The organism is Hwangdonia seohaensis, assembly GCF_031932625.1.
GTDB classification, from domain to species: Bacteria; Bacteroidota; Bacteroidia; order Flavobacteriales; family Flavobacteriaceae; genus Hwangdonia; species Hwangdonia seohaensis.
Map to the genome: position 1 here is coordinate 242,958 of NZ_JAVSCK010000003.1, position 25,458 is coordinate 268,415.

Genomic DNA, 25,458 nt, shown 5'->3' on the forward strand with positions numbered 1-25,458 from the left:
AAAATTACGAATGTTGAGGGTCGTTGCAGTCTTTAAATTGGTCTGGTGTTTTTCCGCAAAAGCCACAAGCTTCACCATCTTTATTCAGCATTGGGTTTTGGCTTGCACAGGTACCGGCAAATTTGCCGTCTTTTTTAGCCCAAAGTTTTATGGCAATTCCGGCAATTCCTAATCCTAATAAAATAATGGTAATTAAAAGAAGTTTCATGGCTGTAAATTTTATGCAAAGATAATGATTTTGTGGCTAATTTTTAAGAATTATAATGGCATAAAAAAGCCTCATTTTAAAAATTAAAATGAGGCTTTTTGTTTATTAGGCTGCTATTAACCTTAATGTAAACTAACTTGTGCCACAGAGTTTTCTACCGAAGCAACGCTGTTGCCACCTTTGGGTTCAATGGTGATTTTTAATGCTAATGCATCTTCTGTATAAGGCAACGATTTAAGTTGTCTGTCCGATTCGCTTAAAATTCCTAAACTCACCATTTTTCCTTGTAGTTCAGCCCATATTTGGTAGCACTGTTCTTCTGGTAATTGCGGTAAGGAAACCACATCAATCATTGATGTTTTCTCTTTAGGGTTTATGTAAGCCACTGTTTTTAAGTCTTTGGCGCGTTCGTTGCCTGTAATGATATACTTCTCGGTTTCCGGGTTGTTAAGCTTTAAAAGCTGGCGCATCACATCGTCTAGCATTTTGTTGTTTTGCGCAATATCGCTACGTAAATCAAAAATCTCATCAACAACCACTTGGTTTTCTTTTGAAAGTTTCTGATTTTGAGTGTAAAACAAATACGATGTTCCGGCAAAAATCAGTGCCGCAATACTGGCAGCAACACTAAATTTATACCATTTTTTGTATTTGTACGATGGTTTTAATTTAACAACGGGTTTCTCGTCAAGCTCTTCTAAAATATTATTTAAAAGGCTTTTGGGCGCTTCAACAGCATTACTTTTGGCAACTATTTCTAGGTTGTATTGTAAGGTGTTGTAGGTGTTTTGTACTTCTGGGTATTTTGAAATATAGGTTTCAACCATTTCTGTTTCTTCAGAAGTGGTTTTACCTAAAAGATATTTTTCCAATAGGCCAGAATTAAAAAAAATATTTATTTTCTCATTCATGACTTTATTTTTTAGGGATTATAGATTTTTTTCAATTCTCTTAATCCAATTTTCAATCTCGATTTTATAGTTCCCAGCGGAATATCTAATTCCTCACTGGCTTCTTGTTGCGTCATGCCCTCAAAAAAGAGTGCATTAATTACTATTTGATACTTTTCATCTAAGCTACTAAGGTGCTTTTTTATGTCTAAAACATCCTGATTTAATTCGCCAAATGATACTTTATATACGGATGAAGTTTCCATTTGGACTTCTTTTTCGGTTTTATTCTTTAAAGAACGGATTTTATCGATAGCCGTATTATAGGCAATTCTATACAGCCAAGTAAACAGTTTTGCTTTGTCTGAATCGTATTTTTTTGAGTATCTCCAAATCTTTACAAAGGTTTCCTGAAGTACATCTTGTGCCGTGTCATCGTCCGCTATTACCTTTTTAATAACGCCGTACAAGGCATCTGCATAGTTTTCATACAACAGGGTAATGGCTTTTTTGTCGCCATTTTCAAGAAGCGTAACTATGTCTTTTTCTATGGGTGTAATCAAGATAAATTTGGTTTAAACAAGATGTTTATAGGTTAGTAATACCATCAAAGTTATAAATTTCTTTTAGATTATAAGATATTTACTTCGGCTTCTATTGAAATGCCGAAAAGTCTTTTAATTGTTTTTTGAATTAATTTTGAAAGATTTAAAATATCCGAACCTTTGGCGTTTCCATAGTTTACAAGTACCAAGGCTTGTTTTTTGTGTACGCCATAATCGCCAAAACGCTTGCCTTTAAAACCTGCTTTTTCAATAAGCCAACCGGCTGGGATTTTTATTTCATCGTCGGCAATGGTATAACTTGGGATATCTTTAAAATTTTCAACCAACGCATGGTAATCTGCTTTCGAAACTACGGGGTTTTTAAAAAAACTACCGCTATTACCTATCTCTTTTGGGTTTGGTAATTTGCTTTCGCGGATGGCTATAACAGCTTTTGAAACATCTTGAATGGTTGGATGGGTAATATGCATCAAATCGAGCTGAGAAGTAATGCTGCCGTACGCAATATTAAGCTTGTGATCTTTTTTCGTGAGTTTAAAAGTAACACTTGTAATAACATATTTTTCTTTTTCCTCCTGTTTGAAAATTGAATTTCTGTAACCAAAATCACAATCGGTTTTGGAGAATGATTTTATTTTTTTTGTTTCTAAAGACAGGCCTTCGCACGAAACAAATGTATCTTTTAACTCAACACCATAAGCACCAATGTTTTGAATGGGTGCCGTACCCACATTTCCGGGAATTAACGATAAGTTTTCAATACCTCCAAAATTGTGTTTTAGGCACCAAAGCACAAATTCGTGCCAGTTTTCGCCGGCATTGGCTTTTACGGTAACCGTGTGGTCATCTTCAGAAATTATCGAAATACCCTTTAAATTAACGTGGATAACCAAGGCTTCTTGGTTTTTGGTAAGCAACATATTGCTACCGCCACCTAAAATAAGTTTGTTTGGATACGCATTTAGCGCTAAAACTTCTTTTAACTCATCGAGATTTGAAACCGCTACAAAATGTTTTGCGAGTACATCAATACCAAAAGTATTGTATGGTTTTAAAGATATATTTTCTTTAATGTTCACTAGTCTTTATACACTTTTAATGCTTCTTTTAAAACATTTACAGCTTTAATTAAGCTCTCTTTTTTAAGTACGTAGGCAATACGAATTTGGTTTAAGCCAACACCCGGAGTCGAGTAAAATCCGCCAGCTGGGGCAACCATAACGGTTTCGCCATCAACATCAAAATCTTCTAACAACCATTGTGCAAAATCATCTGAATTTTTAACCGGTAATTCGGCAATACAATAAAAAGCACCTTTTGGTTTGGCAACTTTAACGCCGTCAATTTTTTGTAATTCGGAAATTAAAATGTTTCGTCTGTCTACATATTCTTCAATCACATCGTCAAAATAACTTTGTGGCGTTTCCAAAGCGGCTTCACTTGCAATTTGAGCTAAAGTTGGTGGGCTTAAACGTGCTTGTGCAAATTTTAATGCGGTTTGGATTACGGATTTGTTTTTAGATACCAAACAGCCAATTCTTGCGCCACACATACTGTAGCGTTTTGAAACCGAATCGATCATAATGGCATATTCGTCTAAACCTGCTTCTTGCATTACAGAGTAATGTGTGTTTCCGTCGTATGCGAATTCGCGGTAAACTTCGTCGGCAATTAAAAACAAGTCGTGCTTTTTAACAATAGCAGCCAATTTTTGAATTTCTTCCTTGGAATACAAATAACCTGTAGGATTTCCAGGGTTACAGATTAAAATAGCCTTTGTTTTTGGGGTGATTAATTTTTCGAATTCTTCAATAGGAGGTAGTGCAAAATTATCTTCAATCTTAGAAATAACGGGCACAACGTTTACGCCCGAAGCTGTTGAAAACCCGTTGTAATTGGCATAAAAAGGCTCTGGGATAATAATTTCGTCATCCACGTCCATAATGCTTCCAAAGGCAAATAACAACGCTTCACTGCCACCCGTGGTTACAATAATATCGATGTGAGAAACATGAATATCATGCTTTTTGTAATACGCCGAGATTTTTTGTCTGTAAATTTCAGAACCTTCAGATCTTGAATAGGCTAAAACCTCAATATTACTGTCTTTAACGGCTTGCAATGCAATTTCCGGTGTTTTAATATCGGGCTGACCGATATTTAAATAATATATAGACTTACCTTCTTTTACCGCTTGTTCGGCAAACGGAACTAATTTACGTATAGGCGATTGAGGCATTAACTGCCCTTTTTTTGATATTGTTGGCATTTAAAAGTATATTAATATGCAAAGTTGAGAAAATTATCTTAAAGTTTTTTTAAAAAACAGCTATAAATCATAAAGCTATTATAAAGATTAGTAAATTGATGAAAGAAAAATATAAGCCGCACATATGAAAAAAGCCTTTGCTCTTATTTTATTGTTTTTTTGTTTGAGTAACTCCGCGTATTCGCAAGGAAAGTTTGTTATTCAAAATAAAAAAAGGTCGGATAGAATAAAGTTTAAGCTCATAAATAATTTAATTGTTATCCCCGTTGAAATTAATGGTGTTGAACTATCCTTTTTGTTGGATACTGGTGTGAGCAAACCTATTATTTTCAATTTTTTAAATGTGTCCGATACTTTAAAAATTAAAGATACCAAGAAAATCTATTTAAGAGGTTTGGGCGAAGGCGAATCGGTTGAAGCCTTAAAATCCAGAAATAATGTCTTTAAAGTGGGCGATGCCATTAAGTTAAACCAGGATTTGTATGCGGTATACGATGCCAATTTGAATTTTGCACCAAGGTTGGGCGTTCCAGTTCACGGGATTTTGGGTTTCGATTTGTTTAAAGATTTGGTAATAGAGATAAACTATATGCATAAATACATCAGGATAACAGAGCCCACGAGTTACCGTTATAAAACCTGTAAAAAATGCGAGATATTTAGTTTGGAATTTTACAATAACAAGCCTTATATAAATGCCGAGATTAAAATAAAAAATAAACCAATTCCTGTAAAATTATTGATTGATTCCGGGGGAAGTGATGCCTTATGGTTGTTTGAAGATGATACCTTGGGGATAGTTTCCAGCAACCGGTATTTTGAAGATTTTTTAGGGCACGGACTTAGCGGCAGTGTTTATGGAAAGCGTTCTAGAATCGATGAGTTTTCGTTGAAAAATTTTGTGCTTAAAAATGCAAATGTGGCTTTTCCGGATTCTTCTTCTATTTCCCATGCTAAAAAAATTACAGGACGCAATGGCAGTTTAGCCGGTAATATTTTAAAACGTTTTAATATTATTATGGATTACCGAAATGCCAAAGTAACCTTTAAAAAGAACGGACATTTTAAAGAAAAATTCAGCTATAACAAAAGCGGTATAGAATTGGCGCATAATGGTGTTAGGTTTGTAAAGGAAAGAGAAAGTTTTGTGCCAAATAACAACCTGAGCAACGACACCAACCAAAATGGGACAAGAATTGTTTTTGATGCGCGCTACAAATTTTCATTAAAACCAGCGTACGCCATTGTAGAGTTGCGTGTAGATTCTCCGGCACACCGCGCTGGATTGCAAAATGGTGATGTTGTGTTGTCCATTAACGGTAAACCTGCCCACCAATATACCTTGCAACAATTAATGTATTCGTTTTATGACGACGATGGAAAAAAAATAAAACTGAGAGTAGACAGAAATGGCAGGGTTTTAAGCTATGCATTCCTGTTGGAAGATTTTTTTAAATAAAAAAGTCTGAACATAAATAATGCTCAGACTTAATTTTTATAAAGGGTATGGCTTTATTACTGCTCCATAACACTTTTGTTTTTCTTATCAAGTACACTTGCCTTGCTGGAATCGACAACAAGACCTTTAATTTTTAAGGCAACCGTTGGTGTTTCAGCATTAGAGATAACGGTGATTGTTTTTCTAATTGGGTTTACACGTTTAGTGTCGTATTTTACTTCAATTTCCCCTGTTTCTCCTGGTAAAATAGGTCCTTCAGGTTTTTTTGGTATGGTACAACCACAAGTAGAAGACACTTTCGAGATTATAAGAGGCGCATTTCCTGTATTTGTAAATTCAAAAACGCGTACACCATCAGCTCCTTTTTCAATAGTTCCATAATCAATTGTATCCGATTTAAACTCTATTTTCGCCACTTTATCTTGGGCGTTTACAGAGAAACTAATCAGTCCGATAAATAAAATTGTAATTAATTGTTTCATTACTTTTAATTTTAAATTCATGTCAAACATAGGTACTTTTTCCACAATCTACAAAAATAATAGACGTAATACACGTTTGTTAACATATTCAACTTAGTTATAAGTACATACCACTTTTCGTTTTATACAAGAAAACCATTAAGATTTAGCTTATAATTAAATGCCCATTATGGGCTTTCGTCTGTTAATATTTATTTTTTTGTTGTCAGACGTAATTTGCATACTAAAATCTGATGGCATAAATAAAATTAATAGCTGTGCGCATTTCACAGAAAAAGAAATATAAGTACTTTTGCACATCAATGTTCAAAAACTATTCCAAAGTATGCAAATTCCATCAAAATACGATGCAAGTCAGGTAGAAGGTAAATGGTACGATTACTGGATGAAACACAATTATTTTCATTCAGAACCAGATGAAAGAGAGCCGTATACCATAGTAATTCCGCCTCCAAACGTTACGGGCGTATTGCACATGGGGCATATGCTTAACAACACCATTCAGGATGTGCTGATTCGTCGGGCGCGTTTACAAGGTAAAAACGCTTGTTGGGTTCCGGGTACAGATCACGCATCAATTGCTACCGAGGCTAAGGTAGTTGCTAAGTTAAAGGAGCAAGGCATTGATAAAAACGATTTATCTCGCGATGAGTTCTTGAAACACGCTTGGGATTGGACCCACGAATACGGTGGTGTGATTCTCGAACAGTTGAAAAAACTAGGCTGTTCTTGCGATTGGGATAGAACAAAATTCACCATGGATGACGATATGAGTGAAGCCGTTATTAAAGTTTTTGTGGACTTATATGAAAAAGGCCAGATTTACCGCGGTTACCGTATGGTAAATTGGGATCCTGAGGCAAAAACTACATTATCGGACGAAGAGGTTGAATATGTTGAAAAACAAGGAAAGTTATATTACGTAAAATACAAGGTTGAAGGAAGTAATGAAGCTTTAACCATTGCTACCACACGCCCTGAAACCATTTTAGGCGATACCGCTATTTGTATTAATCCAAACGATGAGCGTCACCAAAATTTAAAAGGTAAAAAAGCCATTGTGCCCATTTGTAACCGCGTGGTTCCAATAATTGAGGATGATTATGTTGATGTTGAATTTGGTACAGGTTGCCTTAAAGTTACACCGGCTCACGACGAAAACGACAAGGCTTTAGGCGATAAACATAACCTTGAGGTTGTTGATATTTTTAACGAAGATGCGACTTTGAATTCTTTTGGAATGCATTACGAGGGCAAAGACCGATTTGTGGTTCGAAAAGAAATCGTAAAAGAACTTGAAGAAAAAGGGCATATTCTTAAAATTGAAGATTATAACAATCGTGTTGGCATTTCAGAACGCACCAAAGCCATTATTGAACCGCGATTATCAGATCAGTGGTTTTTAAAAATGGAAGATTTGGCAAAACCAGCCATAAAAGCGGTTTTAGATAAAGATGCCGATATTAAGCTATTTCCTAAAAAGTTTGAAAACACCTACCGCCATTGGATGGAAAACATCCGCGATTGGAATATTTCGCGTCAGCTATTATGGGGGCAACAAATTCCCGCATACTATTACGGCGATGGAAAGGAAGACTTTGTAGTAGCTGAAAATATGGATGAAGCGCTGCAGAAAGCAAGGGTAAAAACCAACAACCAACAGCTGACAGCCAGCGATTTGCGTCAGGAAACCGATGCGCTCGATACCTGGTTTTCATCGTGGCTATGGCCCATAAGCGTGTTTGATGGCATTAGAAACCCTGAAAATAAAGACATAAAATATTACTACCCAACCAACGATTTGGTTACCGGACCCGATATTTTATTCTTTTGGGTGGCGCGTATGATTGTTGCGGGTTACGAGTATAAAAACGAAAAACCTTTTGAGAATGTTTATTTAACCGGTTTGGTTCGCGATAAGCAACGCCGAAAAATGAGTAAATCTTTAGGGAATTCTCCCGATGCCTTAAAATTGATTGAAACGTACGGAGCCGATGGTGTTCGTGTGGGCTTATTGTTGAGCTCTGCTGCAGGAAACGATTTAATGTTCGATGAAGCTTTGTGCAACCAAGGCAAAGGGTACGCCAATAAAATATGGAATGCCTTTAGATTGATAAATGGGTGGGAAGTAGCCGAAATAGAACAACCGAAATCTTCTATAATAGCCATAGAGTGGTTTGAGGCTAAATTTCAAAAAGCATTAATTGAAATTGAAGATCATTTTAGCAAATACCGTTTAAGTGATGCTTTAATGAGTATGTATAAGTTGATTTACGACGATTTTTGTGGATGGTTTTTGGAAATGATAAAACCGGCTTATCAGCAGCCTATCGACCAAAAAACTTACGATGCTGCCATTTTTATCTTAGAAAATAATTTAAAAATATTGCATCCATTTATGCCGTTTTTAACCGAAGAAATTTGGCAACATATAACCAAAAGAACGCCCGAAGAGGCATTGATTGTTTCTAAATATCCAGAAGCTAAACCTGTTAATGAGGTTTTGATCTCCGAATTTGATTTTGCTGCCGAAGTCATTTCGGGCATTCGTACCATTAGAAAACAAAAAAACATTGCGTTTAAAGATGCGATTGGGTTTTCAGTAATAAATAATGAAAACGCCGCCAAAACCTTTGATGCGCTTATAGCTAAACTGGGTAATCTTAAGGCTGTTGACTATGTTTCTGAGGCTGTTGAAGGCGCTTTAACCTTTAGGGTAAAATCTAACGAGTATTTTGTGCCCATGGCCGGAACTATTGATGTTGAAGCTGAGGTTAAAAAGTTAACCGAAGAATTACATTACACCCAAGGCTTTTTAAAATCGGTGCAAAAGAAGCTTTCAAACGAACGCTTTGTTGCCGGTGCGCCAAAGCAAGTAGTGGCTAGCGAAAAGAAAAAAGAAGCCGACGCTTTGGCTAAAATTGAAACCTTAAAAGCGAGTTTGGCGAGTTTGCATTAGAAATTTTTGAAGGAATAGGTTAATTAATTCCTTGAAATTTCCGTTGAGGACATTCTGAATTAATTAATACTAATGTTGTTGGGCATGGTCCAATTATTAAACTTTACGCAGACATTGCTGCTGCCCCAATTACACCAAAAATAAAAATTAATAAAATAATTCCAATAAATGATATAACTAATCCAGCAATTGCTAATCCTTTGGGAGATTTAAATACACCAACAAACGAGAAAATAAGCCCTAAAATCCAAATAATCCAACCTATAAAAGGAACCCATCCAATAAACAATGCTATTAATGCTAAAACAAAGCCAGCTGTTCCTATTCCGTTTGACTTTTTTTCTTCTTGTTTAATAATAATTGTTTGACCAGAATTATTTTGGTTACTGCTTTCAGTGTCTGTCATTTTATTATTATTTTTAAATTAACAATAATTGTCTTCAATAATTTGAGTGAAAAGAAGAACATTGAATTTACACTCTTGAATCAAATTTAATGAATTCTTGATTATGTTTTACAAATTTAATGTTGAGTAAAATCATCATTCCCAACACAAAGATAAAGCTCCATTTCAATACCGAAACAACCCCGATAACTATCGGGACCGCTCGATTGAACTAAACGAAGTTGTAAATGTTTTTCTGAAAAAATGACGTCTGTATAGCTTTTATTTGCTTCTTATTTGATGACGTATCTACATCAAAATTTTTCGCTTGCTTCTAGCTTATAAGTGTAAAAATGGACATTATGACATTTTTTTAACTTAAAAACTGTCAAATATTCATAAATAAGTATAAAAACCCTTATTATTCGTTATGGCATTTAATTTGCTCAATAATGGTTGAAATCACTCGAGATTTTAAAAAAAGATTTAATGTTTAATTTAAAATTTTGTAATTATGAGCAATTTAGTTAATGTTCCTAAAAACGGAAGTTTATCAAACACTAATTCAAATGTAGGCTTCCCAAATTGGTCAAGTTGGTTAGATGATGTTTTTAACAGAGAACTGCCATCGGTTTTTAATTCAAACTTTAATACGGGCATGTCTTTGCCTAAAGTAAATATAAAAGAAACTGCCGATGATTTTACGGTGGAAATGGCCGTTCCGGGTCTTAAAAAATCCGATTTCCAAATCGACCTAGAGAATCAAGTATTATCAATCTCTACAGAAACCAAGGAAGAAAGCGAGCATAAAGATGAAAACTTTACACGTAGGGAATTTGGCTATTCATCTTTCAAAAGAACCTTTACCTTACCGGAAAGCGTAGACGAAGATAAGATTGATGCACGCTATAATGATGGTATTTTAAGTATTTTGTTACCCAAAAAAGAAGAGGCAAAACAAAAGCCTCCTAGAACCATTAAAATTTCATAATAGTTTCACTAATTATTTTATGATTTATTAAAAGAAGGAGGCATAATTTGTGCCTCCTTTTTTGTCAAAACAATGTTTAACTAAAAAGGTAATGCAATGAAAAAGTATATATTATTTTTAACTATGGCCTTGTTGAGTGTGAGTTGTAATGGACAAAAGGATACTAATAAAAAAGCAGAAATTAAAGACAGTATTGAAACATCCATACAACAACCTAAAGGCTCTTGGAATGTAGATAAAGAATTTGACGAATTCGGGAATTTAATACGATATGATAGTATATATTCTTGGTCTTCCAACAAACAGTTCAATGATTTGTCACAATTTGGAAAAGATAGTTTGGTGAAATCATTTGAGTCGAAATTTTTTAGAAACTTTTCCCAGTTTAAAAATCAAGGATTTGAAAATATGTTTACAGCAGATTCGCTATTTAGCAAACACTTTTTTAATGATGATTTTTTTGGAAGCGATTTTGGAAAAGACTTTATGGATATTGATAAAATAAGACAACAGATGGTAGAAAGACAAAAGAGGTTTTTGGAAAAATATCAGTCTGAATTTAATAAACCCGAAGACGAAAACGAATAAACACGTTTTGTTGAGAATAGTCATCGGATATGGATTGTTAAACATCAATCTATATCCGATTTTTTTTTGTGAATTATATAAAACGTATTTAGTTGTTTTTCATAAAACGCCTAACGGCTACCCATTGTTTCAACATATCCCTCGCTTCTTGCGCTGGGTAACCCAAAACGGTTTGTCCTGCTTTTACATTGTTCATTACCCCAGAACCGGCACCAACGGTAGCCCCGGATTCTATGGTGGTGTGGTCTTTAATTGAAGCACTACCACCAATAATTACACCATCGCCCAAAGTAACGGAACCCGCAAGTCCGCTATGTCCTGCCATAATGCACGAGCGTCCCATAACGCTGTTGTGCGCTATTTGTACTAGGTTGTCAATTTTACAGCCATCACCAATAATAGTGGAACTGAATTTAGCACGATCAACACAGGAGTTTGCACCGATTTCTACATAATGCCCAATAATAACATTACCAATTTGTGGTATTTTAACCAATCCACGACCATCGTCACTTGGGCGATAGCCAAAGCCATCGGCACCAATACTTACGTTGGTATGAAAAATACAATGGCTACCAATAGTACAGCGTTCGCGAATTACGGTTCCAGACCATACTACAGTGTTATCGCCAATGGAGGTTTCATCAAAAACACAAACGTTTGGGTATAAAACAACCTCGTTTCCTAAAACAACATCTTTTCCAACATAACAGTTGGCGCCAATTTTACTGCCTTTCCCTATGGTTGCCGTTTTATGGATAACCGCAGTTGGGTGGATGTCAACTTCAAATTCTGGTGTTGAAGGATTAAATAGTTCCAATATTTTTGCCATGGCTAAATCGGCATTCTTCACTTTTATTAACGCCCGATTTTCTCCGGGTTCAACATTCAAATTGTCGTTTACAACGGCAGCACAAGCTTCTGAGTCGACCCAATGCTTAACATATTTGTTGCTTCCAATAAAGGTTATATGATTGTTCTTTGCATTTAGCAGTTGCTCTGGGCCATCAATTATTTGGTTTGTGTGCCCAATTAATTCACCTTTTAAAATGTTGTTTAAGTCGTTAATCGTGTAAGTTATCATATGTGATTTTAATGTTTAGATTGTTGTAAATCTAACAGAAATAAAATCAATAAACACATTTATTATTCTTCAATCCTATTATCATCAAAAGCCGATGGTAATAATTTAGGAATAAATTTAACCACTAAAGGCAGTAATAGCGCACCGCCCGGAAGTAAAAATATAGCAAGACTTGGTATCGATTTAAAAATATCCAAAAGTTGTTCTTGTACTTTTTTTTGTTCTTCTTTATTTAAATCCCTAACGGTAGATTGGGAAATAAGCACCATAAGTTCTTTGCTGCCAACCAATTCTTTATACAGTCTTTTGCTATTTCGGGAGATTAAAGTGGTAACCACTTTACTGGAATTGTCATAAAAACTTTTTACCACGTTTTTAGAGCTAAACAAGGCAATATTATCTTTATTTATGTTGTAAAAATCATTTACGGCTTTAATGGATTCGTTTACAGAAGACAAGCTAAGCTTTAAATCATTACCGAGTTTTAGCAGGAATTCCTGTTCTGACTTTTCTATAATCTTATCGCTCCAAGTTGCCATACAGGCTAAGTCAAGTATATACTTTTTTTGCTGCGGAGTTTTTATAAATTTGATAGCCGATTTGTAATCAACATGCGCTTTGTTCTCATAACGCAATGACGATTCAAAGAGTTTAATTAAACTTTCATCATATTCTGTTTTTTCTTTCTTTGAAGTGATTACGTTTAACGAAATGGCTTCAATACTGGCTTCCAAATTTTTCAGGTAATCCAATGAAAATCCATCGTTCTCAATAAAAGCTCGATATGCGAGCACATCAATATAAAGCAGGCCATTAATTAAAAAATAATTAAAGTTTTTAGTGATGATGTTGTCATCGATTTGAGTGCGTTTATGAATGATATTTTCCAATTGTTCGCTGCTGGAAGAGCTTCCCAACAATTCCTTGAAAAAAGAAAGTTTATGCTCTCCAATTTCTTTATAGAAGTTTAGCACACTGTCCAAAAAATTACTCTCATGATTCAGCTTTTGGTGTGTATATAAAAAAGACAAGCACAAATTTAGCTTGCACATTTCCGCTTCGGTGAGGTTAAACTCTTTAAAATGATTGTTTATTACTTTAAGATTGGTGCCGTAAATAAAACCGGTATCTCGCAGTATATTATAAAAGCCATCCTCAGAGTAATTCAAAAATTGGGTATTACTTTCTAAGAACTTTAAAAGCTTTTTAATCCAACCTACGGATGATGGGTTCATAATTCAATTATATATAGACTGTAAAAGTAATCTTTTAGCTGAATAAGTGCGCAATTTATTTCTTTAACAAAATTTTAACAAAACCGCTCTTTTCTTTTTTCCGTAGGTATGCCTGAGAGTCAAAATTTAATAATCTCAAAAATATCAAAAATCATGAAAAATTTAAAAAAAGTATTAGGAATTGGAGTTATAGCGGTAGCTAGTATCTTCATTATTGCAGCCGATCATATTGATGCGCCAGCTGTACAAGGTGGTAATAGCGATATTACCGATTTTTATGCCTTTCAGGCCGAAGAAGTAAACAATTTGGTTTTTGTGGCCAATATTCAAGGCTTGTTAAGTCCAAGTGCAACATCAAATGCCACATTTGATGAAAATGTTTTAGTGGAATTTAATATTGATAACACGGGCGACAATGTTGAAGATTTAGTTATTCAAGCCATTCCCAGAAATGGTAAAATGTACTTCTTTGGCCCTGTAGCGCCATCGCAAATAGGGTTGGCCAGTTCTATTGAAACCGCATCAACAGTTGGCGGCGTTGTAGATATTACAACAGGATCGAGCGCTATTGTTGCTACCAAAGGCGATATGAGCTTTTTCGCTGGTCCTCGCGATGATCCTTTCTTTATGGATTTTGCGCAATATTCGGCAATTATTGGAGGCACAGCAACCAGTTTTAATATGCCGGGAGCGGACACGTTTGCAGGTACCAATGTAATGTCTATTGTAGTTGAGGTTCCAAAATCAATGATTGGTGGTAGCGGAACCATTAACACCTGGGTTGAGTCAAAAAGAAAATAATATTTAATCGTTTATAAAATATAAAAACATGAAAACTTCAAAGAAATTTCACAACCACTTAAACCATTTAAGCACTGTGAGCAAAACTATAAAAGTATTAAGCGTCGCCTTCGCAATGTCGTTGGTAACATTTAATTGTACAAGTAATGATGACACCGTAATAGTAGAGGAAGCACCGGATTTTTCGGGTGTCTACATGCAAGAAGATCAAATGGGCAGGCCTGCCGTAAACACGGTATTTGTATCAGCCGCGGCAAAAGACCAGTTTAATGTAACCGCGCCATCAAACCAAAGTGCTGCATTTCAAAGCATGTTTCAAGCTAATTTGGAAGGTTTGAGTCCCGCATTCGCGAACCCTGGAGATACTAATGCACTAGGGCAAACCTCGGCAGCATTTACAAGCCTTTTGGCCACCGATGTTTTAAACGTATCGCTTGACGGAACCACCACATTTTACGATGGCACCAATGTTTTAACTGGTCGTGCTTTGGCAGATGACGTTATAACGGTTGAGCTATTATTGATTTTTGGCGGCGAAGATTTTACCGAAAACCCTGGGTTATCAAACGATAACGTAGATGCCAACGATAAACCTTTTTTAACCTCATTTCCTTACTTAGCCTCACCATGGTAATGGCTACTTCATCAGGGTATATTAATTTTAGTATGCCCTGATATTTAACCTGCACAAAACCGTAACAAACAAAAACCACAAAAAAACAGAACAATGAAACCTATAAATCCATTAGTATTACTCGTGCTATTGCTGCTTACCGCAAGCTGTAATACGGAATCGAAAAAAATCACAGACGAAACCGATTATAATTTTTATTTAGAAATTACTGAGAACGAGATGTTGCAACTCGTAAAGGAAGATTTGAAATTTTGGGAAAAAAAGTATGAAAAAGAACCAAATCAGTTTCCTTATTTATCGAAAATCGCGGCATCTCAATCTCAAATATTTGCTAAAACAGGACGCATTGAAGCTTTAATTGAAGCTGAAAAAAACCTGATTGAAGCAAACGAGTTAAGTCATTATAAAAAAGTGGGATATTTAAGAGCCTTGTCAAGAAATTACATTTCGCAACACCGGTTTAAAGAAGCATTACAATTTTTACAAAAAGCTGAAACTATAGGTGAAGGCTTGATAAGCACCCAAAAAATGTTGTTCGATGTGCATTTGGAATTGGGTAATTACCAATTGGCAAAACAATACTTAAATGAGATTATTGATACGTCGGATTTTGATTATTTGATACGCTTATCAAAATGGTCCGATCACCGCGGTAATTTAGATGCTGCCATAAAATATATGGAACAAGCCAAAGTCATTGCCGAAGCTTCAAACATCCCTTCTATAAAACAATGGGTTTATACAAATTTAGCCGATTATTACGGGCACGCTGGAAATGTTAAAGCATCTTACAATCATTATTTAAAAGCTTTGGAATTGAATCCTGAAGATGCCTATGCCAAAAAAGGCATTGCTTGGATTGTGTATTCCTATGAAAAAAATCCAGATGAAGCGCTTCGTATTTTAAACGCGGTGACAAAAACACACCATGCTCCAGATTACCATTTGTTAAAAGCTGAAATAGCTGAATATAAAGGCGATTCTAATTTAAAAGACACGCAATTAAAATTATATAAAGTGGCTTTAAACAATAACATGTACGGTGCTATGTACAATAAACATAATGCGCTTATTTATGCTGAAGATTCCAAACAAACCGTAAAGGCCTTAAAGCTTGCAAATACAGAAATTAACAACCGGCCAACACCACAATCTTACGATTTATTGGCTTGGACCTATTACAATCAAGGCGATGTTAAGGATGCTTTAAAAATTATGGAAAACCATGTAGTTGGGAAAACGTTTGAACCCGAAGCCCTGTTTCATTTAGCCCATATTTATAAAGCTAATGGTAAATGGGATGAGGTAAAAAAATTGAAAAAAGAATTATTGGGAAGTGCTTTTGAGTTAGGGCCGATGGCAGCTCAAAAAGTACAAAAATTATAAAAAAGCTTTAAAAAAGGGATTGAAGTGTTTGATTTTTTTGATGGTTGATTGTTTGGTTGAAAGTTGCCCGATTATAGAAATATAATTGGGCGCTTTCTTTTAACGGAAACATTTCACATTATTAATAAGTAAATTTTGGGGGATTTTAGTTTTTAAAATAGAAATGGTCAGGGTTGTACATTGGTTTAAATCTTTAAATCAACTAATTCTCTGTGAGAAATACATGTTATTTTCTAAAGTGCTTATTGGTTCCAGCTTTGAAGCCGGTCAAGATATAAATAGCTTTCGACAAACTTTCTGTGTTCTGCGCTAGTCATTTTTTCTAGTAAATTCAATGCAGAAATATAACTTGCCAAATTTCCGTTTGAAGAACTGAATTTTCCATCTTCTACAAAAGTTACTAAACTATCGTTTTGGACCCTTAAATTTGGGTAATCCTTTTGCAATTGTTTTCCTCCACCAATCCAAGTAACGATTTTCTTTCCGTCCGCAATTCCTGATGCACCAATTAATTGAGCTCCTGCACAATTGCTCACAATAAATTTAGTTTCTTTATTTTTCTCTTTTATAAAATCTACAATTTTTTTATTGTTAACTTGAGCATACATATCATAAGCACTCGGTACGAATAAAGCTGTTAATTTTGGGCAATCTTCAAATGAGTAGTCGGGAACAAATCGCATTCCTTCTTCTGTCGTGATTAGATTTTTCGTTTCAGCTATTGATATAACATTGAAAAGTTGTTTTCCGTCTTCGGTCGGTTTTGCGAACACATCAGATGTCGCAATTACTTCGCTTTGTAAAACCCCATTATACATCAAAAGTCCGATTGTAGGTAATTCAGCTTTGAATGGTTTTAGATGCTTTGTTAGCGTGTCCGGCTCTTTTTCAGAATAATTTAAATTTTCACTTTCGGAATTTGTTTTAGATTTCTCCGAATTACAACTAATCAGAATAGTCGCGAAAATCATTGTTATTAAGAATCCAAATTTTCTCATTTATCAAGTTTTCTTATGTAGTGCGCTACCGCTAACCAACCACACCCAAAGTATAAAGTTGTTCCATAGTTGGTGTTTCGCTTCCGCCGGCCGGTTCTAAAGTAATTCCAAAAGCTTCACTTTCGTTTAAGTTTTCAATTTCAAAGATTTTGTTTTCGTCTGTTGTAAAACTGTCAATAGTTCCTAAACTTGTTGGTGTAAGCGGACTCAGCTTTAAAGACCAAACCTGGTATACTTTACCTTCCGGTGGGTCGGGCAAACCTTGGGCATCTAAAAAGATGCGCTGTGTGTTTTTATCCCAATACACTTTGGCATACGTATTTGCAAAATCGCCCTGACCGGCCAAGGGCACTTCGGTAATGTTTTCATCCCTTAAAACCGATATTAAAGTATGGGCTTCTTCTAAATTGTTTCTGGCATCGGCAATCTGCATTTCTAAAATAGACTGCTGTGTTTTAGCTGTTTGAACCTCGTATTTTAATTGTTTATTTTGGTTCATTGCCCAAAATAATCCAGCCGCCAAAATTATGGATGCCGCCCAACCTGTGTAGGTTAGCCAATTGTATTTGGGTTTAGCTATTGAGATTATTTTAGAATCATTTTTGCCACCAAAGCCTAAAGTTTGCTTAATACGGTCTAAAATATGCTTGGTGTCACTTGGCGAAGCGGAAGCCGTTAACTTAACAATGGCGGCTTCAATATTTAAAACTTCTTGTAAAATTTCAGGATGTTGTTGCATAAGCGCATGCACGTCCTTGTTTTCTTTTTCAGAAAGTGCGCCAGCTACGTAAAGCTCTAAAATTCCAGATTCTATGTATGCGTTAATATCCATATTAATTTAAAACCATGCTTCTTAATTCCTTAATGCAATTCCTGTTTCGGGTTTTAATAGTCCCAATGGGCATATTAAGGGTTTCTGATGCTTCGCTTTGTGTATAGCCTTTAAAATATAGCAGTTCGATAACTTCTATACATTTTTTAGCCAGTTTATCTACAAACTTTTTTATACCAATGGCATCTGTTTTATTATCCAGATTATCGCTGGTTTCAAGTATATCTACGAAAAAATCGGAGTTGAGGTTTTGTTTTGAGTTCTTAAAATTTTTAGAACGTGTTTTATCAATAGCGGCATGTCGTGCTATGTTTAAAATCCAAGTAAAAAATCGGCCTTTTTCACTATTATAACTATCGGATTTATGCCATGCTTTTATAAAAACATCTTGCATAACCTCTTCCGCTATATCGTGGTCTCTAACAATATTAAAGATAACACCATGCATGCTATGGCTATACATATTGTAAAGACTTTCAAAAGCTTTTTCGTCTTTTTGCTTAAAATTTGCTACTAAGGTTTCTAAATTCATTTAAGGTGTTTGCTGATTGTGTTGTGGTTGTTTTCTAGATATTACTTACTCAATAATACCCGCACAACTAACTCTAGCACCAGCTGCCCCCGATGGTTGCGATGTAAAATCGTCTGCTCCAGCGTGTACAATAACAGATTTACCAATAATGTTTTTGTTGTCGTCTTCGCAACCAATACACCATTCGTCTGTAGAAAATGTAATGGTACCGTTGCCGTTTTCGTCTGCTATAAAATTACCAATATCACCTTTATGATACCCCGTCGCATCGCCCCATTTCCCATGTGGTTGCGCGGTAGGATTCCAATGTCCACCAGCTGATGTGCCATCATCCGAAGTGCAATCGGCTTTTTCATGGAGGTGGATGGCGTGACTCCCAGGTTCTAAACCTTCAATAATGGCAGTCATCGTTACCGTGCCGTTTTCTTCTTTAAATACGGCATTGCCCGTAACGTTGCTGTTGCTTTTTGCATTTAAGGCAATTTTGAGTTTTTTTGGAGTTTCCACTTTTACTTCAACTGTCTCTTCAATGTTTTCAGTCTTTTTTTTATCGTTTTTACAAGCGAAAATACTTAGGGTTAAAGCGATTAAAAGGAAGCTTATTTTTTTCATTTTTATTACGTGTTTTAATTTATCCGAAAGTTAAGTAATAATTAACGAAATGCAAATATTCTGCATGACATATATCATATTTTATAGCTAAGTGATGTTGTAATTTTGCTGTATTAATAGTTAGGTATGTTAAGCAATTTAGTAAATAAATACAATATTGCGGGCCCTCGGTATACAAGTTACCCAACGGTGCCGTATTGGAATAATGAGACGTTTTCGTTGGAAAAATGGAAATCTTCTTTGGTAACATCGTTTAAAGAAAGCAACTCCAAAGAAGGTATAAGTTTATATATTCATCTGCCTTTTTGCGAAAGTTTGTGCACCTTTTGTGGATGCAACAAGCGCATTACAAAACAACATAGTGTTGAGTCGCCTTATATAAAAGCGGTTTTAAAAGAATGGCATTTGTATTTGGACTTGTTTGATGAAAAGCCAATAATTAAGGAGATGCACCTAGGTGGCGGCACCCCAACTTTTTTTAGTCCGGATAATTTAAAATTGTTAATTAACGGTATTTTAAAGGATGCCGTAGTGGCTGAAAATTACGAGTTTAGTTTTGAAGGCCATCCCAATAATACAACAAGAGAGCACTTGCAGGCCCTTTACGATGTTGGGTTTAGGCGTGTAAGTTATGGTGTGCAGGATTACAACGAAACCGTTCAAAAGGCCATTCATAGAATTCAACCATTTGAAAACGTAAAACGGGCAACGGATTTGGCACGAGAGATTGGATACACATCGGTTGGTCACGATATTATTTTCGGGTTGCCGTTTCAAACTTTAGAGCACGTAAATGAAACCATATTAAAAACCAAGGCATTGCTGCCAGACAGGTTGGCATTTTATAGTTATGCACATGTACCATGGATAAAAGGAAATGGGCAACGCGGTTTTAAAGACACCGATTTGCCATCGGCCGAATTAAAACGCGAACAATACGAAATGGGCAAGGAATTGCTTGCCGAGGTTGGTTACCACGAAATAGGCATGGATCATTTCGCATTAACCACAGATAGCCTTTATACATCGATGCAAAGCGGCAGTTTGCACAGGAATTTTATGGGGTATACGGCATCAAAAACACAGGCTATGGTTGGATTGGGTGTCTCTTCAATTAGTGATAGTTGGTATGGTTTTGCTCAAAACGTAAAGCGTATAGAAGATTATTACGAGTTACTAAAAGAAAATAAAATACCGGTTTACCGCGGGCATATTTTAAACGAAGAAGATTTAATTATAAGAAAACATATTCTTAATTTGATGTGTCAATTTAAAACCACATGGACACAAGATCAGCTTTATTTTAAAGAATTGCCGGAAACACTTTTACAATTAAAAGAAATGGAAGCCGACGGACTGCTTATTATAAACCGAAATAGTATTGAGGTTACAAAAGCAGGCCAACCATTTGTTAGAAATATTTGCATGGCGTTTGATGTGTTATTGCAACGAAAACAACCCGATGTACAATTGTTTTCAATGACTGTTTAATTGAAAATTACGCCTCAATAATGTGGAGGTATAGATTATAAATTTTCATTTTCGCGAAAGCGGAAACCTAAAATAAGAGCCTTATGAAAAAAATTATTGTACCTATAGATTTCTCTGAACATTCAGAGTTTGCCTTAAAAGCTGCAGCTAAATTAGCCAAGAAAAACGATGCCAAAATTTATGCACTGCACATGTTGGAGTTGTCTGATGCGATACTTACCAACACGCCCGAGTCTATACATCCAGAGGCTTTGTTTTTTTTAAAATTAGCAGAAAAGAAATTCAATGAATTTTTGGATAAAGACTATCTAAAAGATGTAAAAGTTACTCCAATAATTAAGCACTTTAAAGTTTTTAGCGAAGTTAATGATGTGGCAGAAAAGCACGGGGCAGACCTTATTGTTATGGGGTCGCACGGCGTTAGTGGTTTAAAGGAATTGTTTATTGGCTCGAATACCGAGCGCGTGGTTCGCAACGCCAATATACCGGTTTTGGTTGTTAAAAATGATTTGAATGAAGTTAATTTTGAAGACGTGGCCTTTGCCTGCGATTTCTCGGAAGCAACGATTAGCGCTTATTTAAAAGCTTCAAAATTATTTGAAAAAATGGGTGCCAAAATGTATTTGGTATATGTGAATTTACCAAATGATAGATTTAAAAGTTCATTGGAAATTGAACGTCAGGTGGTCAACTTTTTCACTAAAGCCGATAGAAATTTAGACCGTATGAAAGATGTACATTATGTATCTGATTACACGGTTGAAGACGGAATTTTAAACTTTTCAATGAAAATGGGGGCCGACTTAGTTGCTGTTCCAACACATGGCAGGAAAGGCTTATCTCATTTCTTTCAAGGTAGCGTTGGTGAAGATGTAGCAAACCATTCCACCTTACCGGTAATTACGTTTAAGATTTAATTATTTATTTAAGAAGAAAAAGAGGCTGACTGCAAAGATAAGAAAATGTAGTTTGTCATTCTGAACGCAGTCGAAGAATCTTATGTATCTGCTATCTAAGATATTTCGACTGCGCTCAATATGACACTATAAATTACTTTTTTGTCCGCCTCTTTTTTTATGAATTTGAATGCAATTAACCCAAGTGTAATTTTTGTTTTCAAATTAAAACATTCACAATTAATATTTAAAATAGCATCTTAAAACCTTGCAGGATATGTCCATTATTACTAATCGGTTTCAAGTTGTTAATGGCACTCTATATCACCAGAAGCTATTTCGGTAATTGGAGCGGGAGAGAGGTACGGAATACCCAGGCCCAAACCCCGAACAATAAACAACAAACCAATTACCACAACAAACACAGGAATGGCTTTTTGTATGCGTTGTTTAATGGTGGTGTTTAAAAATTTCCCTAAGTAAATAGCCGAAGTCATCAGCGGAATTGTGCCCAAACCAAACAGCATCATATACAAACTACCTTGCAAAGCATTTGCTGTTGTTATAGATGCAAAAACAGCCATATACACCAATCCGCAAGGTAAAAATCCGTTTAAAAAACCAATGGTTAAAAAGGTGTCGGCCGTTTTCTTTTTTAAGGCTTTTCCTAAAGCGGATTTTACTTTGGAAATAATTTTATAAATAGGTTTCGAGAAATTATACTTATTAAAGGATTGTACAGGAATCAAAACCACAACAATCATTAAAACACCTATAACGATAGACAATTGTTGTTGTAACCCAAAAATGTATAGGCTTTTGCCAACCAAACCAAAAACGAGTCCGATGAGGCTATAAGTCAATAATCTGCCAAAATGATAAACCGAAATTTGTATTACTTTTTTAGCCGAATTACTGCGGTCTACAGGTAGCATAAATGCAATAGGACCGCACATACCAATGCAATGAAAACTTCCTAAAAGACCTAAAATAAGCGCAGACCAAAGCATGGTTTTAAAGTTTAATACACAATTTCTTTTTTGTAGAGATACGATTTTCCGCTATATTGCCAATCAACTATAATGTTCCAACGACCATCCAATAAACGCTTGTCAGGTATGAGCAAATTGTGGTTTGACAGTGAAATAGCAGTTTCAAAGTCAAATTGTTTATTAGATGGTCTATATAGGAACACTTTTCCTGTTATATTTTCAGCTTTTAAGGTTTCTGGAAATGTTAAAACAATGCCTTTATCGGTTTTCTTCCATTTTATATTCGTTTCTAAAGCATTAGCGTTTTTTTGTTTTTCAATATCATTTTGAACTTGTAATTCTTGTTTGTAATAATCTTCGGTAACCAAGTCGTGGTCGTACTTACTGTCTGTATTCATGGTAATAATAAAGTACATGATAAAGCTTATAAAACCTATAAACGCCAATACAATTCCTGTTCCCCAATTAAATTTCATAATCTTACTTCCTGCGAAAGCAGGAATCTTTTTTATTAAACTTTATTTTTTTTTTCAGATGAGTGGACTGCCTACTGAAGACCGAACACTATTAACTTCTTTTTAATTATAACTCCGTGGTGCTAAAAAGTTTACCGTTGTGGTTTCAATTAAATCTTCGCCACTGTACACATCAATGGTTAATTTGTTCTTATCGCCTACCAACTCACTTTTGTCAATTTCAATAAACAGTGTCCCTTCGGCCAACCCTTGCTCTGGTACAACAAAATTACTATTAGCTGAAACCAAAATAATGTCACCTTTATATTTTCTGAGTTTAAAGCTTATGTTTTCAATTTCCCTGGAGGTTTTGTTAACCAATTTATAAGTGAAAACGTTACTGATAATGTTGCCTTCTTTATGTTCGTACAATTGTCCTGGTAATCGTAAAACCCGTGCTTCAACATCGTTACGTAATAAAAGCATGCCTATTAAAAGCCCCGTTAAAATAGTGAGTACGGCTATGTAGCCTTTCATTCTGGCGGTAAGCTTGAACTTTTCTTTTTTCTCTATTTCATTTTCACTGGCATATCTAATTAAACCTTTTGGGAGGTTGATGCTTTCCATAATATGGTCGCACTCGTCAATACAGGCAGTACAGTTTACACATTCTAGTTGCGTACCGTTTCTTATATCAATGCCCGTTGGGCAAACGTGCACGCATTGAAAACAATCGATACAATCGCCATGGCCTAGGGCCTCACGATCTTCGTTTTTTCTGTACTTTTTTCTGCCTTTTTCACCTTCACCTCGTTTGTGGTCGTAGGCAACAACGATTGATTTGTTATCAAGCAAAACACCCTGTAATCGGCCGTAAGGACAAGCAATAATACACACCTGCTCCCTAAACCAAGCAAACACGAAATAGAATACTGCCGTAAAAATAATAAGCGGAAACAACGTACCTAAATGCTCGAAAGGTCCAGCAGTGATATATTTTATTAGTTTATCGCTGCCTATTAAATAGGCTAAAAATATATTGGCAATTAAAAACGAAATGATCAAAAATATGGACCATTTAAAAACACGTTTTCTTGTTTTTTCGGCATCCCACTTTTGTCTGTCTAGTTTGCGTTGTTTGTTTCGGTCGCCTTCAATCCAATATTCAATCCGACGGAAAACCATTTCCATAAAAATGGTTTGCGGACAAATCCAGCCACAAAAAATTCGTCCGAAACCAACAGTAAAAAGCGCGATGAAAATAACGCCAATTAGCATGGAAATAACGAATAAATAAAAATCCTGAGGCCAAAACGGAAAACCAAAAATATTGTAACGGCGCTCTAAAATATTGAACATTAAGAACTGGTTGCCGTTAATTTTTATAAACGGTGCGGCAAACAAAAAAGCCAGCAAAACATAGCTGACTATTTTGCGCTTTTCGTAATACCTACCGCTTGGTTTTTTTGGATATACCCAAGCACGCTTCCCTTCATCGGTAAGGGTACCGATGCTATCTCTAAATGATTCGTTTTCTGGAGTTTCCAAAGTGTTGTTTTTATTTTGTCAGACCTGTTAGTCCCAACGTTTCGGATTAACAGGTCTGTCTTTTCTATTCAAATGGCTAAATTAGCAAGCATATGGTTTATTCGTTATCGTCGGGAACCCAAATATCGCCTTCGGCTGCTTTTGGTTCTGCGGGTGTTGTACCTTGAAATTGCAGCACATAACTTGATACTTGGGCAATTTCGGCAGGTTTTAAACTTTGTTTCCAAGCAATCATGCCTTTTCCGGCACGACCACCTTCCGATACGGTTTTAAACACGTTTTTAATACCGCCCCCTAATATCCAATGCTCGTCGGCAAGGTTTGGGCCAATACCGCCACCGCCATCGGCTTTATGGCAGGCCACACAGTTAAGGTCGTAAATGGCTTGTCCCGCTTTTAAATCGGATGCATCGGTTAATAGTTCAACGGTATTAAAATCAACTAAATCCTTAGCTGTTTTTTTATACTCTTCAATATCTATTTTTGCCTGTGCTATTTTAGCTTCCAATTCTTGATATTGATTAGGGCCGCTAAAAACATGGTACCTTAATAAGTAAACAGCGGCAAAAACAATGGAGGCGTAAAAGCCCCAAAGCCACCACGGTGGAAGATTGTTGTCCAATTCCTTTATGCCATCATAATTGTGGTCTAAAATAATTTCGTGCTCTTCTTCAACTGGTTTTTGCCCCAATAATTTTTTATACGTGTTTTTTATCCACTTAAATTCCGGTGCTTTACTTCTTTTGGCATCATATCTAGCTTTAGCTTCTTCATCTAAACTCTGATATAAAATATTATCGACAGATGCCACAATAGCCTCCATGGCGATAAGCACAAATAGTATTAACAATAAAAACAACAATACGATGGGCTGCTCTATAAATGCTGGTTGATCTGCAGAATCAACAAAATATTCAACAAGTCCGAAGATGATAAAAAATACAACAGGTACTCTTACCCAAGATGGTATTAAATTTCTCATAGTTCAGTTTGGTTTTGGTTATCTAATGGTAAGTTACTTACTTTGTTTATGTAGTCTTTTTTAGCAGTAAATACCCACCAAAACAGAGCTACAAAAAAGATGAAAAATATAAGTAAGGAAATGATTGGGTATATTTCTATACCTGTAATACTTTCCATATGGTTTTTTACAAATTTTAGCATG

General features: G+C 35.6%; 27 protein-coding genes. 9 read left to right on the plus strand and 18 right to left on the minus strand.

Translation table 11 applies throughout. The features are described 5' to 3' along the window. Positions 1 to 4: 4 nt before the first annotated feature. The 5 genes from RNZ47_RS10180 to RNZ47_RS10200 all read right to left on the minus strand — a co-directional run bounded on the left by RNZ47_RS10180 (position 5) and on the right by RNZ47_RS10200 (position 3,933). Positions 5 to 208, minus strand: a complete 204-nt coding sequence (locus tag RNZ47_RS10180) for a membrane or secreted protein (protein ID WP_311939593.1) — start codon at positions 206 to 208, stop codon at positions 5 to 7. A 122-nt stretch (positions 209 to 330) separates the two neighbouring features. Next, on the minus strand, positions 331 to 1,119 hold the full coding sequence (locus RNZ47_RS10185) for an anti-sigma factor (RefSeq protein WP_311939595.1): 789 nt from the start codon (positions 1,117 to 1,119) through the stop codon (positions 331 to 333). Between the two features lie 11 nt (positions 1,120 to 1,130). Continuing rightward, positions 1,131 to 1,661, minus strand: coding sequence for an RNA polymerase sigma factor (locus RNZ47_RS10190; protein WP_311939597.1), 531 nt, complete (start codon positions 1,659 to 1,661; stop codon positions 1,131 to 1,133). A 68-nt stretch (positions 1,662 to 1,729) separates the two neighbouring features. Further along, the gene (gene murB / locus RNZ47_RS10195) at positions 1,730 to 2,743 is read right to left on the minus strand and encodes a UDP-N-acetylmuramate dehydrogenase (protein ID WP_311939599.1); all 1,014 of its coding nucleotides are present in this window, start codon (positions 2,741 to 2,743) and stop codon (positions 1,730 to 1,732) included. Next, entirely contained in the window at positions 2,743 to 3,933 is a 1,191-nt protein-coding gene (locus RNZ47_RS10200; protein WP_311939601.1) for a pyridoxal phosphate-dependent aminotransferase, read from the minus strand. Before RNZ47_RS10200 ends, murB begins: the two co-directional genes overlap by 1 nt. A gap of 124 nt (positions 3,934 to 4,057) precedes the next feature. Here RNZ47_RS10200 and RNZ47_RS10205 point away from each other — a divergent pair, with 124 nt between their 5' ends. Then, a complete protein-coding gene (locus RNZ47_RS10205) occupies positions 4,058 to 5,392 on the plus strand; it encodes a retropepsin-like aspartic protease (protein WP_311939603.1) in 1,335 nt (444 codons plus the stop codon). Between the two features lie 56 nt (positions 5,393 to 5,448). On the opposite strand, the gene RNZ47_RS10210 is transcribed toward RNZ47_RS10205, so the two are convergent. Next, the gene (locus RNZ47_RS10210; RefSeq protein ID WP_311939604.1) at positions 5,449 to 5,874 is read right to left on the minus strand and encodes a DUF1573 domain-containing protein; all 426 of its coding nucleotides are present in this window, start codon (positions 5,872 to 5,874) and stop codon (positions 5,449 to 5,451) included. A 325-nt stretch (positions 5,875 to 6,199) separates the two neighbouring features. Between RNZ47_RS10210 and RNZ47_RS10215 the strand changes: the two genes are divergently transcribed. Then, positions 6,200 to 8,833 carry a valine--tRNA ligase gene (locus RNZ47_RS10215; RefSeq protein WP_311939606.1) on the plus strand — a complete coding sequence of 878 codons (2,634 nt, stop codon included), beginning with the start codon at positions 6,200 to 6,202 and terminating at the stop codon, positions 8,831 to 8,833. A gap of 103 nt (positions 8,834 to 8,936) precedes the next feature. Here RNZ47_RS10215 and RNZ47_RS10220 read toward each other — a convergent pair whose 3' ends face one another. After that, positions 8,937 to 9,239 (minus strand): hypothetical protein, encoded by a 303-nt coding sequence (locus RNZ47_RS10220; RefSeq protein WP_311939608.1) that lies wholly within the window; start codon positions 9,237 to 9,239, stop codon positions 8,937 to 8,939. A gap of 493 nt (positions 9,240 to 9,732) precedes the next feature. Between RNZ47_RS10220 and RNZ47_RS10225 the strand changes: the two genes are divergently transcribed. After that, positions 9,733 to 10,209 (plus strand): Hsp20/alpha crystallin family protein, encoded by a 477-nt coding sequence (locus RNZ47_RS10225; protein ID WP_311939610.1) that lies wholly within the window; start codon positions 9,733 to 9,735, stop codon positions 10,207 to 10,209. 96 nt (positions 10,210 to 10,305) lie between these two features. After that, positions 10,306 to 10,797 carry a hypothetical protein gene (locus RNZ47_RS10230; RefSeq protein ID WP_311939612.1) on the plus strand — a complete coding sequence of 164 codons (492 nt, stop codon included), beginning with the start codon at positions 10,306 to 10,308 and terminating at the stop codon, positions 10,795 to 10,797. A gap of 88 nt (positions 10,798 to 10,885) precedes the next feature. Here the strand turns inward: RNZ47_RS10230 and lpxD are convergent, their stop codons facing one another. Both lpxD and RNZ47_RS10240 read right to left on the minus strand, forming a co-directional pair. Next, the gene (gene lpxD / locus RNZ47_RS10235) at positions 10,886 to 11,881 is read right to left on the minus strand and encodes a UDP-3-O-(3-hydroxymyristoyl)glucosamine N-acyltransferase (RefSeq protein WP_311939613.1); all 996 of its coding nucleotides are present in this window, start codon (positions 11,879 to 11,881) and stop codon (positions 10,886 to 10,888) included. Between the two features lie 62 nt (positions 11,882 to 11,943). Continuing rightward, positions 11,944 to 13,116: an LETM1-related biofilm-associated protein gene (locus RNZ47_RS10240; protein ID WP_311939614.1), complete on the minus strand. Its 1,173-nt coding sequence runs from the start codon at positions 13,114 to 13,116 to the stop codon at positions 11,944 to 11,946. A 153-nt stretch (positions 13,117 to 13,269) separates the two neighbouring features. Here RNZ47_RS10240 and RNZ47_RS10245 point away from each other — a divergent pair, with 153 nt between their 5' ends. The 3 genes from RNZ47_RS10245 (at position 13,270) to RNZ47_RS10255 (ending at position 15,937) form a co-directional block, all read left to right on the plus strand. Further along, positions 13,270 to 13,917, plus strand: a complete 648-nt coding sequence (locus RNZ47_RS10245; protein WP_311939616.1) for a DUF4331 family protein — start codon at positions 13,270 to 13,272, stop codon at positions 13,915 to 13,917. Between the two features lie 115 nt (positions 13,918 to 14,032). Further along, entirely contained in the window at positions 14,033 to 14,551 is a 519-nt protein-coding gene (locus RNZ47_RS10250; protein ID WP_311940569.1) for a DUF4331 family protein, read from the plus strand. Between the two features lie 93 nt (positions 14,552 to 14,644). Beyond that, complete coding sequence (locus tag RNZ47_RS10255) at positions 14,645 to 15,937, plus strand: tetratricopeptide repeat protein (protein ID WP_311939618.1); 1,293 nt, start codon at positions 14,645 to 14,647, stop codon at positions 15,935 to 15,937. A 242-nt stretch (positions 15,938 to 16,179) separates the two neighbouring features. On the opposite strand, the gene RNZ47_RS10260 is transcribed toward RNZ47_RS10255, so the two are convergent. Genes RNZ47_RS10260 through RNZ47_RS10275 form a run of 4 tightly spaced genes read right to left on the minus strand, consistent with a single transcriptional unit; the run spans position 16,180 to position 18,911 of the window. Further along, positions 16,180 to 16,935: a DJ-1/PfpI family protein gene (locus RNZ47_RS10260; protein ID WP_311939620.1), complete on the minus strand. Its 756-nt coding sequence runs from the start codon at positions 16,933 to 16,935 to the stop codon at positions 16,180 to 16,182. A 31-nt stretch (positions 16,936 to 16,966) separates the two neighbouring features. Beyond that, positions 16,967 to 17,767 carry an anti-sigma factor gene (locus RNZ47_RS10265; protein ID WP_311939622.1) on the minus strand — a complete coding sequence of 267 codons (801 nt, stop codon included), beginning with the start codon at positions 17,765 to 17,767 and terminating at the stop codon, positions 16,967 to 16,969. Between the two features lies 1 nt (position 17,768). Next, the gene (locus RNZ47_RS10270; RefSeq protein ID WP_311939624.1) at positions 17,769 to 18,299 is read right to left on the minus strand and encodes an RNA polymerase sigma factor; all 531 of its coding nucleotides are present in this window, start codon (positions 18,297 to 18,299) and stop codon (positions 17,769 to 17,771) included. Positions 18,300 to 18,344: 45 nt separating this feature from the next. Next, positions 18,345 to 18,911, minus strand: coding sequence for a superoxide dismutase family protein (locus RNZ47_RS10275; RefSeq protein WP_311939626.1), 567 nt, complete (start codon positions 18,909 to 18,911; stop codon positions 18,345 to 18,347). A gap of 126 nt (positions 18,912 to 19,037) precedes the next feature. Here RNZ47_RS10275 and hemN point away from each other — a divergent pair, with 126 nt between their 5' ends. Both hemN and RNZ47_RS10285 read left to right on the plus strand, forming a co-directional pair. Beyond that, positions 19,038 to 20,402: an oxygen-independent coproporphyrinogen III oxidase gene (gene hemN / locus RNZ47_RS10280; RefSeq protein ID WP_311939628.1), complete on the plus strand. Its 1,365-nt coding sequence runs from the start codon at positions 19,038 to 19,040 to the stop codon at positions 20,400 to 20,402. Positions 20,403 to 20,485: 83 nt separating this feature from the next. Next, the gene (locus tag RNZ47_RS10285; protein WP_311939630.1) at positions 20,486 to 21,319 is read left to right on the plus strand and encodes a universal stress protein; all 834 of its coding nucleotides are present in this window, start codon (positions 20,486 to 20,488) and stop codon (positions 21,317 to 21,319) included. A 287-nt stretch (positions 21,320 to 21,606) separates the two neighbouring features. On the opposite strand, the gene RNZ47_RS10290 is transcribed toward RNZ47_RS10285, so the two are convergent. The 5 genes from RNZ47_RS10290 to RNZ47_RS10310 all read right to left on the minus strand — a co-directional run bounded on the left by RNZ47_RS10290 (position 21,607) and on the right by RNZ47_RS10310 (position 25,457). Continuing rightward, entirely contained in the window at positions 21,607 to 22,308 is a 702-nt protein-coding gene (locus RNZ47_RS10290; protein WP_311939632.1) for a sulfite exporter TauE/SafE family protein, read from the minus strand. Between the two features lie 11 nt (positions 22,309 to 22,319). Beyond that, complete coding sequence (locus tag RNZ47_RS10295; protein WP_311939633.1) at positions 22,320 to 22,766, minus strand: FixH family protein; 447 nt, start codon at positions 22,764 to 22,766, stop codon at positions 22,320 to 22,322. Positions 22,767 to 22,868: 102 nt separating this feature from the next. Next, the gene (gene ccoG, locus RNZ47_RS10300; RefSeq protein WP_311939635.1) at positions 22,869 to 24,293 is read right to left on the minus strand and encodes a cytochrome c oxidase accessory protein CcoG; all 1,425 of its coding nucleotides are present in this window, start codon (positions 24,291 to 24,293) and stop codon (positions 22,869 to 22,871) included. A 97-nt stretch (positions 24,294 to 24,390) separates the two neighbouring features. After that, entirely contained in the window at positions 24,391 to 25,275 is an 885-nt protein-coding gene (locus tag RNZ47_RS10305; protein ID WP_311939637.1) for a cbb3-type cytochrome c oxidase N-terminal domain-containing protein, read from the minus strand. Beyond that, positions 25,272 to 25,457, minus strand: a complete 186-nt coding sequence (locus tag RNZ47_RS10310; protein WP_311939638.1) for a CcoQ/FixQ family Cbb3-type cytochrome c oxidase assembly chaperone — start codon at positions 25,455 to 25,457, stop codon at positions 25,272 to 25,274. The genes RNZ47_RS10305 and RNZ47_RS10310 overlap by 4 nt, the downstream gene beginning before the upstream one ends. Position 25,458 lies beyond the last annotated feature (1 nt).